Genomic DNA, 16,111 nt, shown 5'->3' with positions numbered 1-16,111 from the left:
CCATGACGGCGCCGAGGTCCATGTCATGCGACGGCCAATGCACCATGTACAGGTCGACATAGTCGACACCGAGCTTTCCAAGGCTCGCGTCCAGTGCGCGACGGAGGGACTCCGGCTTGAGGTTCTCGTGCCATACCTTGGTGGTCAGATGCAACTGCTTGCGTGCGAGACCCGAGGCAGCAATTGCGGCGCCTACAGCTTCCTCGTTCTGATACATCTCGGCAGTGTCGATGTGTCGATAACCGAGCTCCAACGCGCTCTCAACTACCGGTTGGCAATCTCCACCGGGCATTCGGTACGTGCCGAATCCGAGGCGGGGCAGTTCAATGCCCTGTGTCTTCAAAGCTTCCATTGAGTCTCTCCCAAGCAGGTTCAGGTCCGCGGCGCAAACCGCCGCAGCATTCAGGAGGGCAATTTCTCATTTTTTGATTGTTGAATAAAGTACGTGCTGTTCAAATCACTCGTGACTAAACTATCTGAATGACACACGCGTCGGAGAGGGGATGACATTTGATGGTCGGCTGTTTTCTGGCATCACCGTACTCGCCGCAGTCGCGGAGAGTGGCAGTTTCGTGCGCGCGGCAGACGCTCTCGGATTGTCGCCATCGGGTGTTAGCCGCGCTGTCTCACGCCTCGAAAAGCGCGTAGGCGTGCGGCTGCTTGACCGTACGACGCGCTCGCAGACGCTGACCGACGAAGGGAGGCGTCTATATGACGCAGTTGGCCCGCATCTGACAGGCATCGAGGAGGCGGCTTCGGCGGCGTCGGGTTCAGCGAACGTTGTGCAGGGAAAGCTTCGTGTGAACGTTGACCCATTCTTTTCAAGGACGGTCCTGGCGTCACGATTGCCAGATTTTCTGGTGCACCATCCTGACCTCTCGCTCGAACTCATCATGCGCGACGACGTGGGCGACCTCGTGGCAGATGGATTTGACCTCGCGGTGCGCTTTGGCCCCCCGCCGATGGGAACACTGATTGCGCGCAAGCTGCTCGACACACGCATCATTACGGTCGCGTCTCCACGGTATGTGGCTGAGCACGGCAAGCCTGGCAATCCAGAAGATGTGAAAGAACATCAGCGAATCATGTTTTATAACCCGGTGACGGCCAGGCCCTTCGAGTGGGAATTCAATCGGGGCAAGAAGGTCACGGAGATACCCGCAGAGGGGCGCCTCCTCGTGTCGGACGTGGAAACCATGCTCGGCGCGTGTATCGCCGGCGCTGGCATCGCGCAGGTGATGGAGATTGGCGTCGAGCAGATGATGCGCGACGGCTTGCTCGTGGATATCTTCCCGGACTGGTCGGACGAAAAATTTCCGCTGTATGCGCTCTATCCGTCCCGGCGCCATCGAGCTGCGAAAGTCGAGGCGTTCATTAACTTCTGCATCGAGTCATTATCGGCAGCCACGACCGTTACGCACCGTCTTCAGATGAGCCTTCGGAGCGAACGGCGGCAGCGTAAAGGCTAAGGCGCGCATGTCGTGACCATGCCAGGATATCAAAATCGTGTACGGAACAACTGGTAATGCCGCAAGATTCGATACGGCTCGCTTGCACCACTTCCACCGCTGACTCGCTCTTCGCACAGCTCAAGGCACGCGTTCTCCTTCTCGCCGCCTTTGTCGGCTCCATGTGGGTGGTCTTTCTTTGGTCCGCTGCGCTGCCGTTCCTGCAATTAAATCGGCATGTGGCCGCGCATCGCGAACTTTTGGCAGGCGACAATCGGGGCGATGCTTGATCCCAGGGACCGGCCTTATTGCGAGCCCAGGTTGGCGGCGTAACTCATTGCGTCACGATTGTGTTGAATTTCGCCACCGCTTTGGATAATCACGTGCAGAACGGCCCCCCATGCCAACCTGGCTATTTCCTTTGACTGCTTACCGCATCCTTGAACGCCTGGCGTGACGAGAGGCTCCTGTGCCATTCAATGACGGACGGTGGCAGGGAGGCCGGTTCCAATACTTGTCCGAAGTTGTCCGCAAGCGAAAACCAGCGGTGGGCGGAAAGGCAGATTCCGATATCCGCCACCGTGAACTCCGCGCCGGCAATGTATGCCTGAGCACTCAAGACCTTATCCAGCATTGCCAGCATACGCCCCGGGGTAACCCGTCAGCTTTCCGCACAGGAACTCGGACTGCACAAATCCCGAAATCACATGGCATGTCGCTCGCGACGGGCTCAATGACCGGGTCGTGCTTCTGGCCAGCATCGGCGGCTCATTGGGGAAGATTGGACTCGTCCGGGCACTTTGCATTTCAGCGCTAGGTCGCGCAACGCCTCACTTGCGCTAGACTGGGTTGAGCAACCGAAAGGACACCTGGATGATACGCAAAACGCTCAATGCCTCGCAGCTTCAGCAGGAGGTCAACCGGCGAATCCATCGACTGCAGGAAATCGTCGAGGATGGCGTGAAGATTCGCGTGCCGCGGCCGCAGTTGCAAGAAGCTGACAAGACAGGCTGCAACTGGAATATGACTCACTTCGGCAACGCGGTCGGCTTCGAGCGCGATATCGAGGGCGTGCTCAAGGCCGTGCGCGCGGAATACAACCTCAATACAGAAGTGAAGGACACCGGCAACCCGTTTGGGGAGTAGCGCGTGCGTGAAATCCAGGTCCAATTTGCGCGGAAAGCTTCGTAACCGAAAACTAATGCATCTCAGCACGACTAGCGCTCGCCGCGCCCGCCTCACTCCACCGTAACCGACTTCGCCAGATTCCGCGGCTTATCCACATCCGTTCCACGCGCACAAGCCGTGTGATACGCCAGCAGTTGCAGCGGTACAACGTGCAGAATTGGTGACAACAAGCCATAGTGCTCCGGCATCCGGATCACATGCAGCCCTTCGTCATTGACGATCTTTGTATCCGCGTCCGCGAACACATAGAGTTCACCGCCGCGCGCGCGCACTTCCTGAATATTCGACTTCAACTTCTCCAGCAGCGCGTCATTCGGCGCCACCGTCACCACCGGCATCGCTTCAGTCACGAGCGCCAGTGGCCCATGCTTCAGCTCGCCTGCCGGATACGCTTCCGCGTGAATATAGGAAATCTCCTTGAGCTTCAACGCACCCTCGAGCGCGATCGGATAATGCAAGCCGCGACCGAGGAACAACGCGTGTTCCTTGCGCGAAAACTCGTCCGACCACGCAATGATCTGCGGCTCCAGCGCCAGCACGCTATTCAACGCTGCCGGCAAGTGGCGCAGTTGCTTCAGATACTCGGCTTCCTGCTCCGCGCTCACCTGCCCACGCAGCTTCCCAAGCGTCACGGCCAGCACGAACAGGGCAACCAGTTGCGTCGTGAACGCCTTGGTCGACGCCACGCCGATCTCGCGACCCGCATGTGTCAGGAACGACAATTCCGTCTGGCGCACCATTGCGCTCGTGCCGACGTTGCACACCGCCAGCGTATGCTTGTGCCCCAGCGACTGCGCATGCTTGAGCGCCGCCAAGGTGTCGGCCGTTTCGCCCGATTGCGAAATCACCACCACCAGCGACTTCGGATTCGGCACCGACTCACGGTACCGATACTCGCTGGCAATTTCCACCTGAGTGGGGATCTTCGCAATCGACTCGAGCCAGTACTTCGCGGTCAGCCCCGAGTAGTAGCTCGTGCCACATGCGAGAATCAGCAGGTTGTCGATATCCGCGAACACCTTGTCGGCGCCTTCGCCGAATATCGACGCCTCGAGCGAATCGCCTTGGGGGATCGTGTCGGTAATCGCGCGCGGCTGCTCGAAGATTTCCTTCTGCATGAAGTGACGATACGGGCCGAGTTCGACCGCGCCGCCATACGCCGCGACCTGGCGCACCTCGCGCTGCGCTTCGTTACCGTCACGATCGGCGATACGCACGTTTTCGAGCGACAGTTCGCAAACGTCGCCTTCTTCAAGGAAGATGAAGCGCTCAGTACTGCCGGCAAGCGCCAGCGCATCCGAAGCAAGGAAGTTCTCGCCGTTGCCGAGACCCACCACCAGCGGTGAGCCTTGCCGCGCGCCGACCACCGTATGCGGCTGATCCTTATGCAGCACCGCGATCGCGTACGCGCCGTGCAATTGCGCAACGGCTTCACGCACCGCTGCGAACAGGTCGCCGCGATACAGGCTGTGAATCAGATGCGCGATAACCTCTGTATCGGTCTGCGAGACAAATGTGTAACCCTTGCTGCGCAACATTTCACGCAGTGATTCGTAGTTCTCGATGATGCCGTTGTGTACCAACGCGAGTTCATCTCTCGAGAAGATCGGGTGCGCGTTGTCGGTCACCGGCGCGCCGTGCGTCGCCCAGCGCGTATGCGCGATACCCGTGATGCCTTCGAGATGACTTTCACGCACCTGCTCGTCCAGATCCGCGACGCGCGCGACGCTGCGAGCACGGCGCGGCCCGTCGTTACCGAGTACCGCGACGCCGCACGAGTCGTAGCCGCGATACTCGAGGCGCCGCAGTCCTTCGATCAGGACGGGAACGATATTACGTTGCGCAACCGCGCCGACAATCCCACACATGGCTTATTCCTTTTCAGTGCTGGGTTTCAGGGAGCGCGCTTCGCGCGCGCGTCACGCCCATCAACTTTTCTTCCTGGTCGGGCGTACGTAGCCCGGCTTGCTTGTTTGAGTCTTGTCGTTCAGGACCAGCATGTCCGCTTCGACATCCTTCCAGACCGTCGTACCCGCTGCGATCGTCACGCCACGCTTCACGCGCACGGGCGCAACGAGTTGCGTGTCCGAACCGACGAACACATCGTCTTCGATGACCGTGCGGGATTTGTTCGCGCCGTCGTAGTTACAGGTGATGGTACCTGCGCCGATATTCACCCGCGCGCCGATATCCGCGTCGCCGATATACGTCAGATGATTCGCCTTCGAGCCATGACCGAGCACCGCGTTTTTCACCTCGACGAAGTTGCCGACGTGCGACTCGTCCTGCAAGGACGCGCCCTGACGCAGCCGCGCATAGGGGCCGAGCACGACGTTCGCGCCGACCTCGGCGCCTTCGATGTGCGTGAACGCGTCGACGCGCGTACCGGTACCGATCGTCGCGTTGCGGATCACGCAGTTCGGCCCGACCGTCACGTTGTCGGCCAGGCTGACGCGGCCCTCGAACACACAGTTCACGTCGATCGAGACGTCGCGGCCGCATTCGAGCGTGCCGCGCACGTCGAGGCGAGCCGGATCGGCAAGGGTAACGCCGGCAGTCAGCAGCGCCACGGCGACATTGTGCTGATGAATCCGTTCGAGTTCGGCTAGCTGCTGCTTGCTATTCACGCCGAGCGTTTCCCACTCTTCGTCCGGCTGGGTGGTGACGACTTCGAGCCCTGCTTCGATCGCCATTTCGACCGCGTCGGTCAGGTAAAACTCGCCTTGCGCGTTGTCGTTCTTCAACGCCGCGAGCCAGCCGCCCAGGCGCCCGGTCGGCGCAACGATGATGCCGGTGTTGATCTCGGCGATCTTGAGCTGCTCGGGCGTTGCGTCTTTCTGTTCGACGATGCGTGACACCTTGCCGTGCGGATCGCGCACGATGCGGCCATAGCCGCTGGGGTCGTTGAGCGTAACGGTGAGAACGCCGTAACCGCCTCGGCCCGCGCGATCGGTCAGCGCCTGCAGCGTGCTGGCACGTGTGAGCGGCACATCGCCGTACAGCACGAGCGTGGGTTCGGACGGATCGAGCAGCGGCAGCGCCTGTTGCACCGCGTGGCCCGTGCCGAGTTGTTGCTCCTGTGCGGCGAACTGCACGTCTGGCGCCGCTACGGCTTGACGCACGGCGTCAGCGCCATGTCCGACCACGACGACGAGCCGCGTGGGCTTGAGCGTGCGGGCAGTGTCGATGACATGAGCGAGGAGCGGCCGGCCGGCCAGTGGATGGAGCACCTTGGGAAGCGCGGACCGCATGCGCTTGCCGGTGCCTGCCGCCAAAATCACGATGTTCATGGCGTCGGCAAATAGACAAGTTTGGAGCCGACGATTCTATCATGCGCCCTATGACGACAAGGGCCGCTCGCGCGGCCTCGCAGTGGACGGAAATGCGCGAAACCCCACATTTCCCGCACGTTTTCAGTGGGTTTCCCGCCTGCCTCTGTGTCGCTCACATATCGTCGAACTGGACGATCGAGATCGTCTTCGATGCGCTGAGCGGCGCACCGTCGCCGGTATCGGTCGAACACGGCTCTTCGTCGAAGGCGATATCGCCTTGTGGATCGGCCTCGCCCGTTGCGCGCAGACCGGCGAAAGGAAACAGCTGATGGTCCATCAGGTGCGACGGCACGATGTTCGACAACGCATTGAACATGTTCTCGATGCGGCCCGGAAAGCGCTTCTCCCAATCGCGGATCAGCGCCTTCATCTCCGCACGTTTCAGGTTCGGCTGGCTGCCGCACAAGTTGCACGGAATGATCGGGAATTCGCGCAGTTCCGCGTACTTCTCCAGATCGGTTTCCTTCACGTAGGCGAGCGGGCGGATCACGATGTTCTTGCCGTCGTCCGATTGCAGCTTGGGCGGCATGCCCTTCAGCTTGCCGCCGTAGAACATGTTCAGCAGCAGCGTTTGCAGGATGTCGTCGCGATGATGACCGAGCGCGATCTTGGTCGCGCCGAGCTCGCCCGCGACGCGATACAGAATGCCGCGACGCAGCCGCGAGCACAGCGAGCAGGTGGTCTTGCCTTCCGGCACCAGCCGCTTGACGATGCTGTAGGTATCCTGGTTCTCGATGTGAAACGGAATGTCGAGCTGCTTCAGGTACTCGGGCAATACGTGTTCCGGAAAGCCTGGCTGCTTCTGGTCGAGATTCACCGCGACGATGTCGAAGTTGATCGGCGCGCGTTCGCGCAACCGCATCAGGATTTCGAGCATCGCGTAGCTGTCTTTGCCGCCCGACAGGCAGACCATCACCTTGTCGCCTTCCTCGATCATGTTGAAGTCGCCGATCGCCTCGCCGACCTGGCGCGCAAGCCGCTTGAACAGCTTGTTGTTCTCGTAGGCTTCTTTCTGTTCGCGGCGCGTGAGCGGCGCTTTGACCGCTGAGGCGTGCGCGGCTAGCGCAGCTTCAGGGGCCGCGGCGCCGTTCAGGGTTTCCTGAGCATTCATGGCTCAATCCTCTTTGATGCGGAAGACTTCGACGCCCACCGCGTCGCAGTCAGGATAAACGTCCGGCTTTTCGGTCGACACGCACACGGCACGCACCTGTGGATGCGCGAGCAATGCCTTGACGAGGTCGTCGCAGAGCGTTTCCTGCAAGTGAATATGACCTTGTTCGACGCGACGCGCGATGGTCGAGCGCATGAAGTCGTAATCGACGACTTCGGTCAGCTTGTCCTGAACCGGCGTGGACAGCGCGAGCGGCACGAACAGTTCGACGTTGATCACGACGCGCTGTTCGCCACGCTTTTCGAAGTCGTGCACGCCGATGTTGATGTGCACTTCGTAATTGCGCAGAAAGAGCCGGCGGCAATCGGCGAGCCGGGGATGCGAAAGAGCGGCAAACATGTTCGTTCCAGTCGAAAAAAGCGTGCTGGGCACGCAAGGGGACGCTTCAGCGCACGGGCGGCTGCCGGTTCGACCCGGCAACAAGCGCGCGCTGTTCAGGCGCCCGTCAAAAACATCACGTCGCGCGGCAGCGGCACCAGGTGCTGGCCGCCGTCGACTACCAGCGTCGTTCCGGTAACGCCCGCTGCGTCGGCGAGATACAGCGCGGCGGCGACGATATCCTCCGGCCGCGATGCGCGGCCCAAAGGCGTAGCACGGTGAGCTTCCTCAAAACCTGCCGGCGTTTGATCGCCGGATTGCATCGTCAGACCGGGCGCGAGGCCGACCACGCGCACTTTCGGCGCCAGCGCCTGCGCCAGTGCAACGGTCGCTGTCTGCAACGCTGCTTTCGACAGCGTGTACGACAGGTAATCCGGATTCATGTTGTACAGCTTCTGATCCAGCACGTTGATGACGACGCCGCGCTGGCTCTCGTCGGTGCGCGCGGCCTCCGGCGTAGCCTCGAACAGCATACGCGCCAATACGAGCGGCGCGCCGAGATTCATCGCGGTCAGCTTCAGCAGCAGTTCGTAACCGACGTTGTGCGCGGTGTCTTCTTCGAAGCGCGACGCGTTATTGACGATACAGGCCGGACGGCCCAGCGCAGCGGTACAGGCGGGCAATAACCGCTCGACCTGGGCTTCGTCGCCCAATTCCGCGTGCAAAGCCACCGCCCGGCGGCCCAAGGCGACGATTTCCGCGACCAGTTCGTCCGCTTCGGCCCGCGACGCCCCGTAATGGACCGCGACGTCCCAACCGCGCGCGGCAAAGCCGAGCGCGAGCGCGCGCCCAATACGGCGGGCGGCGCCGGTAATCAGCACGATGCGCGGCGTTTGAGGCGCACGGGCGGCGGCGGTATCCAGAGAGACGGTCATTTACAATGCGGGGATGAATCCGAAAGCTCACCAACCCGATAGTTTACCTGCTCCCGGCCCGAGCGCGCTTGCACAGTCCGAAGCGCTGGTCGCACAGATTCGCTCGGCGCTCGAAGCGGCCGGCGGCTGGCTGCCGTTCGACCGCTATATGGAGCGCGCGCTGTACGCGCCGGGACTCGGCTATTACAGCGGCGGCGCCCGCAAATTCGGCCTGCGCGGCGACGACGGCAGCGACTTCGTGACGGCGCCGGAAATGTCACCGCTATTCGCCACGACGCTGGCGCGCCCGCTTGCCGAAGCCTTGCAGGCGAGCGGCACGCGGGACGTCATGGAATTCGGCGCCGGCACGGGCAAACTGGCCGCCGGATTGCTGAATGCGCTCGACGCGCTGGGCGTCGAATTCGAAAGTTACTCGATCGTGGATTTGTCGGGTGAATTGCGTGGGCGCCAGCGCGAGACGATCGAAGCCGCGGTGCCGACGCTAGCCGCGAAGGTGCGCTGGCTGGACGCGTTGCCGGAGCGTTTCGAGGGCGTGGTGATTGGCAACGAGGTGTTGGACGCAATGCCCGTGCGGCTTTTTGCTTTTACCGGTGGCGCCTGGCATGAGCGCGGCGTGGTGTGGCGCGACGATGCCTTTGCTTTCGACGACCGTGCGGTGTCGGCCATAGCGGACATTGCGTTTCTGGCCGAGATAGACACTACCGGCGACGACTACGTGACCGAGACGCACGACGCCGCTCGGGCGTTCACGCGGACCATCTGCGCGATGCTCAAGCGCGGTGCGGCATTCTTTATCGATTATGGTTTTCCGCGTCACGAGTACTACCATGAGCAGCGTGCGCAGGGCACGTTGATGTGTCATTACCGGCATCGGGCGCATGGCGATCCGTTTGTTTATCCGGGCTTGCAGGACATTACCGCACACGTGGAATTTACCGGCATCGCCGAAGCCGGGGTTGAGGCTGGCGCGGATTTGTTGGGGTTCACATCGCAGGCGCGGTTCTTGTTGAATGCGGGGATTACCGAGGCGTTATCGGCGCTTGATCCTTCGGACACGATGAAGTTTTTGCCTGCGGCAAATGCGGTGCAGAAGTTGTTGTCCGAGGCGGAGATGGGAGAGCTGTTCAAGGTGATCGCGTTTTCGCGCGGGCTGGATGACACGCTGCAAGCGTTTTCCAGTGGTGACCGGTCACATACGTTGTGATTATTTGCGTTGGGGATTTGCGATGATTCGCTGGCTGTTGACTACGTTTGTTGCGGTGGCGGTGTTGTCGGCCTGCTGGCCGTGGCTTCGGAAGATTGGGGTTGGGCGGATGCCTGGGGATGTGACGTTGCGCCTCTTTGGGCGAGAGTATCCGTTTCCGTTTATGTCGACGCTTGTGCTTTCTATGGTGTTGTCGATTGTTGCCAGGGTTTTGTGAAGGTTTGGGGGTTGCCTTTGGCGGTGGTTGTTGTTTGTTGGTTGTTTGCCTACGGCGTTGGGCTTTGCTTGGTCTTCTGGCTACGCGGCGCTTATTGTCTGGTTGCCTACGGCGTTGGCCTTTCCTTGATTTCTTATCGGTCTATTAGCGTCGCCCCTGTGCGGGGCGGGCACTTACTTCTCTTTGCCGCAAACAGAAACAAGCGCCCCGCAGGCAACCCCCATATTAAGAAATCACCTCATCAACAGCGCGAACGCGCTCCATATGCACAGCATCCTTAATCCCCCCAGGCGAGTCAACGAGCCTCTTAGCAACAGCGCCAGCATCCACGCCCCGCGCGGCAACCAGCGCAACCCGCAGCCGCTCGGCCTGCGGATACTCCCGCATTTCAAACCCTAGTCGCCCACGCGCATCCGCCTCGCAAGCCTGCAAGGCTTCAGCAAACCGCGCAGGTTTCCGAATCGCATCGCTGCGCTCGAGCAGCCTCACCAACGCGGCAGCCCCCATCTCCATCACGCGATGAATATTTCCATGCTCCCGCGCCACCAGCAGCGCCAGATCGCGACAATCATTGGGTACTCGCAACCGCTCGCATAAAGGCTTCAGCAAATCCACGCTGCGCCCCTCATGCCCGATATGCCGCGGCAAGATCTCGTCCGGTGTCGTCGCTTTGCCCAAGTCATGCGTCAACGCGGCAAACCGCACCGGCAACGCGTACCCCTGCTGCGCAGCATGGTCGATGACCATCATCACATGCACGCCCGTGTCTACCTCGGGGTGATAATCAGCCCGCTGCGGCACGCCAAACAACGCGTCGATCTCCGGCAGAATCCGCGCCAACGCACCGCATTCCCGCAGCACCTCGAACATCCGGGACGGCCTCTTCTCCATCAACCCGCGTGATACTTCCTGCCACACGCGCTCGGCTACCAGCGCATCCACCTCACCGTCAGCCACCATCTTGCACATCAGCGCCATCGTCTCCGGCGCAACGGTGAAATCGACGAAGCGCGCCGCGAATCGTGCAATCCGCAAAATCCGCACGGGATCCTCGAGAAACGCATCGCTGACGTGACGAAATAGCCCCGCCTGCAAATCGCCCTGGCCGTTGAACGGGTCGATCACCGGGCCGCTCAGCTCGCCGTCCGGACGCATCTCGCGCGCCATCGCGTTGATCGTCAGGTCGCGGCGAGCAAGATCCTCTTCGAGGGTGACGTCGGGTGCGTAGAAGAACTGGAAACCGTGATAGCCGGCCGCCGTCTTGCGTTCCGTGCGCGCGAGCGCGTACTCCTCATGCGTCTGCGGATGCAGAAACACAGGGAAGTCCTTGCCCACCGGCCGGTAGCCCTGCGCCACCATCTGCTCGGGCGTCGCGCCAACCACCACGTAGTCACGATCCTGCACCGGCACGCCCAGTAGCTCGTCGCGAATCGCTCCGCCTACCGCATAGATATTCATGGGCATACGTCTTGTTCAGGAAGTCTGTGCGTTTCACGCAGCGCGTCGTCGATCCATGCCTTCACGGCAGGCACGGCCGTCACGCGACGAACATACGCCGCGGCCGCCTCGGACACCGCCGGCTGCCACGTGTTGAAGCGCATCACTACCGGTGCGTACATCGCGTCGGCAATGCCAAACGCGCCGAACAGGAAGGGGCCCCCGTATGTATCCAGGCACTGGCGCCAGATCGCTTCGATGCGCGCAATGTCGGCCAGCGCCTCCGGCGTCGCGTTCTTGCCCGGAAACGACGCGCGAATATTCATCCACATGTTCGAACGCAACGCACCAAAACCCGAATGCATCTCGGCGCTGACGCTGCGTGCGTGCCCGCGCGCCACAGGATCGCGCGGCCACAGCGCATGCTGCGGGAAACGCTCAGCCAACGTCTCGGCAATCGCGAGTGAATCCCACACGACGAGCCCGTCGTCGGCAACCAGAGTCGGCATCTTGCCCGCGCTCGCCGGCGCGTGAGACAGAATCGCGGCCTTCGTGCCGGGCTCACGCAAGTGGATCAGCACTTCCTCAAAGGGAATGCCGAAATGTTTGAACAGCAGCCACGGACGCATCGACCATGACGAATAGTTCTTGTCACCGATAAGCAGCTTCATGGGTCGTATAGGAGGAGGATATAAAGGTTCAGCGCCCCGCGCTGGCGCGAAACGTATCGAAGCGCGAACGCGTCGACGCGCCGGTCAGGTACACGGGCGCGATCGTTTCGATGCTGGCGGGTTCGATGCCGAGTTCAGGCGCAAGCGGCCCGCTCAGCACATTGTCGACTTTCATCGAATCGAGATTGTCGCGCGAGATCACGGGTTCGCCCGGCGCCATTTCGAACGTCAGCGCTTGCAGGCGCGCCAGTGCTTCCGGCAAGCGCACGATCCGCGCATGGCGCCCAATCACATCGCCACAATACGTGACGAGGTCTTCGAGTGTATAGACGGTCGGGCCGCCCAGTTCATAGGTATGGCCGCTCGCGGCATCGAGATCGAGCACGTTGCAGATTGCTTTCGCTACGTCGCCTACGTACACCGGCTGGAATTTCGCGTCCGGCATGGCGAGCGGGATCACCGGGAACATCCGCTGCAGGAACGCGAACTTGTTGAGAAGCTGATCTTCGGGACCGAAGACCACGGATGGCCGGAAAATCGTCCACGCCAGATTCGCCGCATGCACGGCTTTTTCACCATCACCCTTCGAGCGCGAATACATGCTCGGACCGTTCGAGTCCGCACCGAGCGCACTGATATGAATCAACCGATGCACGCCCTTGCCTTCGCAAGCCGCCACGATTCGGGTCGGCAATTCGACGTGCGTGCGCGCGAACTCCGGACCATAGGGCTTGCCGCGCTTGCCATGCAGCGTGGCCACGAGATTGATCACGCAATCAGCGCCTTCGACGAAACGCGCGAGTTGCACCGGATCGAACACGTCGGTTTCGATCACGTCGATGGGTAGCAGGGTGAGATGGCGCGCGTTGTAACGCCGCCGGGTGGCGATGCGCACGTCTTTGCCCATTTCAACAAGGGCGTTGACGAGATGGCTGCCGATAAACCCGGACCCGCCGATGACCGCAATGGCTTGATGTCGCATTTTTCGACTCCCTGGTGGAAGCCGCGGCAACAGCTGGCGTGGCGCACCGCCGCGTCAGAAGTGACGCGGCGGCGGCACGGCGCTTACGGCGCGATATAACCCAGACGCGTCTTCAGCGATTGCGGACGGCCTTCGAACAATGCCGCGTAGTAGACCGTGTTGGACAATACATTCTTAACGTAGTCGCGCGTTTCCTGGAACGGAATCGCCTCGGCAAAGATCGCGCCTTCTACCGGATGCTGCAACTGCTGCCGCCAGTTGCGCGGGCGGCCGGGACCGGCGTTATAGCCGGCGGTGGCCAGCACGGCGGACCCGTCGAACTGATTGTAGATCATCGACAGGTAGTTCGTGCCCAGCAGGATGTTGGTGTTGATGTCGTTCATCTGCTCGCGCGAAATCGGGCCGAGGCCGATCTTTTTCGCCACCAGTTGCGCGGTGCCCGGCATCAACTGCATCAAACCGCTCGCCCCGACTTCCGAACGGGCGTTCATGATGAAGCGCGATTCCTGGCGAATCAGCCCGTACGCCCATTCCACGTCCAGCCCATTCGACTGCGCGTCGCGCTCGACGATGTCCTTGAATGGCGACAGGTAACGCAACGAGAAATCGTGCTCGCTCTTCGTGCGGTCCGCCGTGTTGACGGTGCGGTCATACAGCTGGATACGGCGCGCGTATTCTGCGGCGGCGAGCAGTTGCCGGTCGCTCATGGTGCGCAGCGGCCAGTTCCATTCGCGATTGCCCTCGAGCCGCAGATTCAGCGCATAGAAACGCTGCGCCAGATCGAAGCCCGGCGTGTTGCCGGCCTGTTGAACTTCGGCGTCGCTCACCGTCGTTTTAGGCGGCACGGTGATCTTCTGGCCGAGTTCTTCCGCAGCCAGTTGGCCGTAGAAGTTGAAGCCCTGCGAGATCGATTCGAATTCCTGGTTGGCCGTGGTCGTGTCGCCCGCCTGCTTCAACGCACGTGCATGCCAGTACACCCACGACGGCTGATTGCGCAGCGCCGCCGGCATCTGTTCGATCGACCAGCGCACCATGTTCCAATCGCCTGCGAGCAGCGCGGTGCGGGTGCGCCATTCGTACGCTGGGTTCGACAGCGGGGCATTCGCCGACAGCCGGTACCAGTCGACGGCGCCCGGCATCTGCTTGGCGGCGGCCTGATAGGCAATCGTGCCCCAGCCGATCGCGCGCTCGGGCGAACTCAGCGACGGCGCCACCGAGGCGAAGGTCGCCGCGGCCATGGCCGGATCGTTGCGCGCCATGCGCGTGATCGCGAGCAATGCGAGTTGGTGCGACTGCGTATCCGGACCGACGCCGCGCGCCAGCAACAACGGCGGCGTGCTCGTGGCCTGGCCGAACAGCACCGGATCCGGCGGCTGGTTGCTGAGTGCATCGACCAGCTTGCTGCCGGTGCTGGTGTAGTTCTGCTCGTACGCGAGACGGATCTGTTGCCAGACGTCGTCCGAACTGAATTGCTGGTTGACCGCCAGCGAGGTGATCAGATCGACGCAGCCGTCGCCGTACCACTTCGGATCGACCAGCAGCGCACGCGCCGCGTCGGCGACGTTTTCACCTCGCGCCGCACGCGATTCGAGCGCGTAGCACTTCACCTGCGTATCGTCGTTCAGCACGAAGCGCGCATATTGCTGATCGAAGTTGCGCCAGTCGTGACGTGCGCCGAGTACGGTGAGGTAGTCGTTGCGCAGACGGTCGGCGATCGCCTGGCCATCGTACTTCTGCAGGAATTCCAATACTGGCGCGTCCGGCGCGTCGATGCGCGCGTGGCCGCTGGAATCGAATAATTGCGGCTTGATCTGGAAGTACTCGAGATACGACGGCGCCGGGTAGTTCGGGATCATGCTCGCCAGTTGCGCGGCGCGCCCCGCGTCGTTATTGCGGGCGGCCTCGCGAAGCTGGATAAAGGTCTGGTCGTCGTTCGTGAGTTGTGAAAGAGAAATGGGCTTGACGGCGGAGGCCGTGCTGCATGCGACGAGTGCCGCGGCGGCAAGCGCCAGACCGGCCGCGCGATATACTCGATAGAGGCGTTTTGACATCGTTGTTTCTGGAGCGCGAATTGAACTCAAGCATAGCATGCAACCCCGGCGCGGAATCGAAAAAGGCACTGCGTCGAATGCTATTGGAAACAAGGCTACAAGCGGCTTCCGAGCCAGCGCACAACGCTGCGCTCAAGCGTCGCATGCTGGATGCGTTGAAGCATTACGGCGTGAGCAGCGTAGGGTTCTATTGGCCGCTGGCGGGCGAATTCGACGCACGCGCCACGATTGCAATCTGGCTTGCCGCCCACACGCAACGCGAGGCGAGTTTGCCGATCATCAAGGAACGCGGCGTGCCGCTCGAATTCCATGCATGGGCGCCGGATATGCCAATGAAGATCGGTCATCACAAGATCGCCGAGCCCACCTCAGGGCGTGTGGTGGTACCCGATCTATTGTTCGTGCCGTGCGTCGGTTTCGACGCCGACGGCTTCCGGCTTGGCTACGGCGGGGGGTATTACGACCGCACGCTGGCTGCATGGCCCGGAGCGAAGAAACCGTTCACGGTCGGCATCGCCTATGAAGCGTGCCGCACGGACGCATTGCAGCGTGAGGCCCACGACGTCCCGCTCGATCTGATTGTGACGGAAGCCGGCCTTTATCCGCGAGCGGCGCAATAAGCAATCGGGCGCTCGGTGAGCGTCGCGGGAACCGCGGCGGCGTCTGTGGTCGCGGCTCGCGGGAGGACCCGATTGCAGCTGTGGTTGCGGCTGCGGCTCAACTGCGGCCGGGTTGTGCCCGAGCACCCAGCGTCAACCCGCTTTAAAGACGCCGCCGCCCGCGCTGCCGTGTCATACAGTCCGGACGCGTTGCGCATCAGTTGCGCCGCCTCGCCGATCTGCTCGTTGGTCAGGCCGCTTTCCTTCAGCGTCGAGATCAGGCAACTCTCGCGCACCTCGCGATACTTCAGACAGAGCGCACGGCCCGCATCGGTCGCCGAGAAGAACACTTCCTTGCCGGTCTTTTCGCTTTTTACATACCCTCTAGCTACGAGCTTCTTCAACGCGTAGGTGGCCACGTGCGTGTCCTCGATGTTCAGTACGAAGCAGATGTCCGCCAGCTTCTTGCGCCGCTCGCGATGGCTGACGTGGTGCAGCAGCGAGACTTCGATGGCCGTCATGTCCTTGTCGCCGGCCGCCGACATGCAGCGCACCATC

General features: G+C 61.7%; 16 protein-coding genes and 1 pseudogene. 6 read left to right on the top strand and 11 right to left on the bottom strand.

Annotated features, from left to right (window positions below):
* Positions 1 to 352 (bottom strand): aldo/keto reductase (locus QOC89_RS00225; protein ID WP_323043177.1); only part of this gene is annotated, 352 nt, incomplete at its 3' end.
* A gap of 151 nt (positions 353 to 503) precedes the next feature.
* On the opposite strand from QOC89_RS00225, the gene QOC89_RS00220 reads away from it, so the two are divergent.
* From QOC89_RS00220 to QOC89_RS00210, 3 genes are all read left to right on the top strand, one after another.
* Entirely contained in the window at positions 504 to 1,469 is a 966-nt protein-coding gene (locus tag QOC89_RS00220; RefSeq protein WP_323043176.1) for a LysR family transcriptional regulator, read from the top strand.
* A gap of 56 nt (positions 1,470 to 1,525) precedes the next feature.
* Entirely contained in the window at positions 1,526 to 1,738 is a 213-nt protein-coding gene (locus tag QOC89_RS00215; RefSeq protein WP_323043175.1) for a hypothetical protein, read from the top strand.
* 583 nt (positions 1,739 to 2,321) lie between these two features.
* Positions 2,322 to 2,594 carry a hypothetical protein gene (locus QOC89_RS00210; protein WP_323043174.1) on the top strand — a complete coding sequence of 91 codons (273 nt, stop codon included), beginning with the start codon at positions 2,322 to 2,324 and terminating at the stop codon, positions 2,592 to 2,594.
* 92 nt (positions 2,595 to 2,686) lie between these two features.
* Here QOC89_RS00210 and glmS read toward each other — a convergent pair whose 3' ends face one another.
* From glmS to QOC89_RS00185, 5 genes are all read right to left on the bottom strand, one after another.
* Positions 2,687 to 4,504, bottom strand: coding sequence for a glutamine--fructose-6-phosphate transaminase (isomerizing) (gene glmS / locus QOC89_RS00205; RefSeq protein WP_323043173.1), 1,818 nt, complete (start codon positions 4,502 to 4,504; stop codon positions 2,687 to 2,689).
* A gap of 60 nt (positions 4,505 to 4,564) precedes the next feature.
* Positions 4,565 to 5,926 (bottom strand): bifunctional UDP-N-acetylglucosamine diphosphorylase/glucosamine-1-phosphate N-acetyltransferase GlmU, encoded by a 1,362-nt coding sequence (gene glmU / locus QOC89_RS00200; RefSeq protein ID WP_323043172.1) that lies wholly within the window; start codon positions 5,924 to 5,926, stop codon positions 4,565 to 4,567.
* Positions 5,927 to 6,080: 154 nt separating this feature from the next.
* Positions 6,081 to 7,079 (bottom strand): tRNA 2-thiocytidine(32) synthetase TtcA, encoded by a 999-nt coding sequence (gene ttcA, locus QOC89_RS00195; RefSeq protein WP_323043171.1) that lies wholly within the window; start codon positions 7,077 to 7,079, stop codon positions 6,081 to 6,083.
* A gap of 3 nt (positions 7,080 to 7,082) precedes the next feature.
* Positions 7,083 to 7,478 (bottom strand): dihydroneopterin aldolase, encoded by a 396-nt coding sequence (locus QOC89_RS00190; protein WP_323043170.1) that lies wholly within the window; start codon positions 7,476 to 7,478, stop codon positions 7,083 to 7,085.
* A gap of 95 nt (positions 7,479 to 7,573) precedes the next feature.
* Positions 7,574 to 8,392: an SDR family oxidoreductase gene (locus QOC89_RS00185; RefSeq protein WP_323043169.1), complete on the bottom strand. Its 819-nt coding sequence runs from the start codon at positions 8,390 to 8,392 to the stop codon at positions 7,574 to 7,576.
* Between the two features lie 13 nt (positions 8,393 to 8,405).
* On the opposite strand from QOC89_RS00185, the gene QOC89_RS00180 reads away from it, so the two are divergent.
* A complete protein-coding gene (locus QOC89_RS00180) occupies positions 8,406 to 9,596 on the top strand; it encodes a class I SAM-dependent methyltransferase (RefSeq protein ID WP_323043168.1) in 1,191 nt (396 codons plus the stop codon).
* A 22-nt stretch (positions 9,597 to 9,618) separates the two neighbouring features.
* Complete coding sequence (locus QOC89_RS00175; RefSeq protein WP_323043167.1) at positions 9,619 to 9,813, top strand: DUF2905 domain-containing protein; 195 nt, start codon at positions 9,619 to 9,621, stop codon at positions 9,811 to 9,813.
* 225 nt (positions 9,814 to 10,038) lie between these two features.
* Here the strand turns inward: QOC89_RS00175 and QOC89_RS00170 are convergent, their stop codons facing one another.
* From QOC89_RS00170 to QOC89_RS00155, 4 genes are all read right to left on the bottom strand, one after another.
* Positions 10,039 to 11,271, bottom strand: a complete 1,233-nt coding sequence (locus QOC89_RS00170) for a multifunctional CCA addition/repair protein (protein WP_323043166.1) — start codon at positions 11,269 to 11,271, stop codon at positions 10,039 to 10,041.
* Complete coding sequence (locus QOC89_RS00165; protein ID WP_323043165.1) at positions 11,268 to 11,921, bottom strand: glutathione S-transferase family protein; 654 nt, start codon at positions 11,919 to 11,921, stop codon at positions 11,268 to 11,270. The genes QOC89_RS00170 and QOC89_RS00165 overlap by 4 nt, the downstream gene beginning before the upstream one ends.
* Before the next feature lie 28 nt (positions 11,922 to 11,949).
* Positions 11,950 to 12,903, bottom strand: coding sequence for a complex I NDUFA9 subunit family protein (locus QOC89_RS00160; RefSeq protein WP_323043164.1), 954 nt, complete (start codon positions 12,901 to 12,903; stop codon positions 11,950 to 11,952).
* A gap of 83 nt (positions 12,904 to 12,986) precedes the next feature.
* Positions 12,987 to 14,954: a lytic transglycosylase domain-containing protein gene (locus tag QOC89_RS00155; RefSeq protein WP_323043163.1), complete on the bottom strand. Its 1,968-nt coding sequence runs from the start codon at positions 14,952 to 14,954 to the stop codon at positions 12,987 to 12,989.
* 77 nt (positions 14,955 to 15,031) lie between these two features.
* On the opposite strand from QOC89_RS00155, the gene QOC89_RS00150 reads away from it, so the two are divergent.
* The gene (locus QOC89_RS00150) at positions 15,032 to 15,574 is read left to right on the top strand and encodes a 5-formyltetrahydrofolate cyclo-ligase (RefSeq protein WP_323043162.1); all 543 of its coding nucleotides are present in this window, start codon (positions 15,032 to 15,034) and stop codon (positions 15,572 to 15,574) included.
* A 143-nt stretch (positions 15,575 to 15,717) separates the two neighbouring features.
* On the opposite strand, the pseudogene QOC89_RS00145 reads toward QOC89_RS00150, so the two are convergent.
* Positions 15,718 to 16,111: pseudogene (locus tag QOC89_RS00145) on the bottom strand (winged helix DNA-binding protein); the annotation flags it as partial.

Origin of the sequence: Paraburkholderia sp., assembly GCF_034668105.1 — a bacterium.
Taxonomy (GTDB): domain Bacteria; phylum Pseudomonadota; class Gammaproteobacteria; order Burkholderiales; family Burkholderiaceae; genus Paraburkholderia.
The sequence above is the reverse complement of the archived record's forward strand: the minus strand, read 5'-3'. Positions and strand labels throughout refer to the sequence as shown.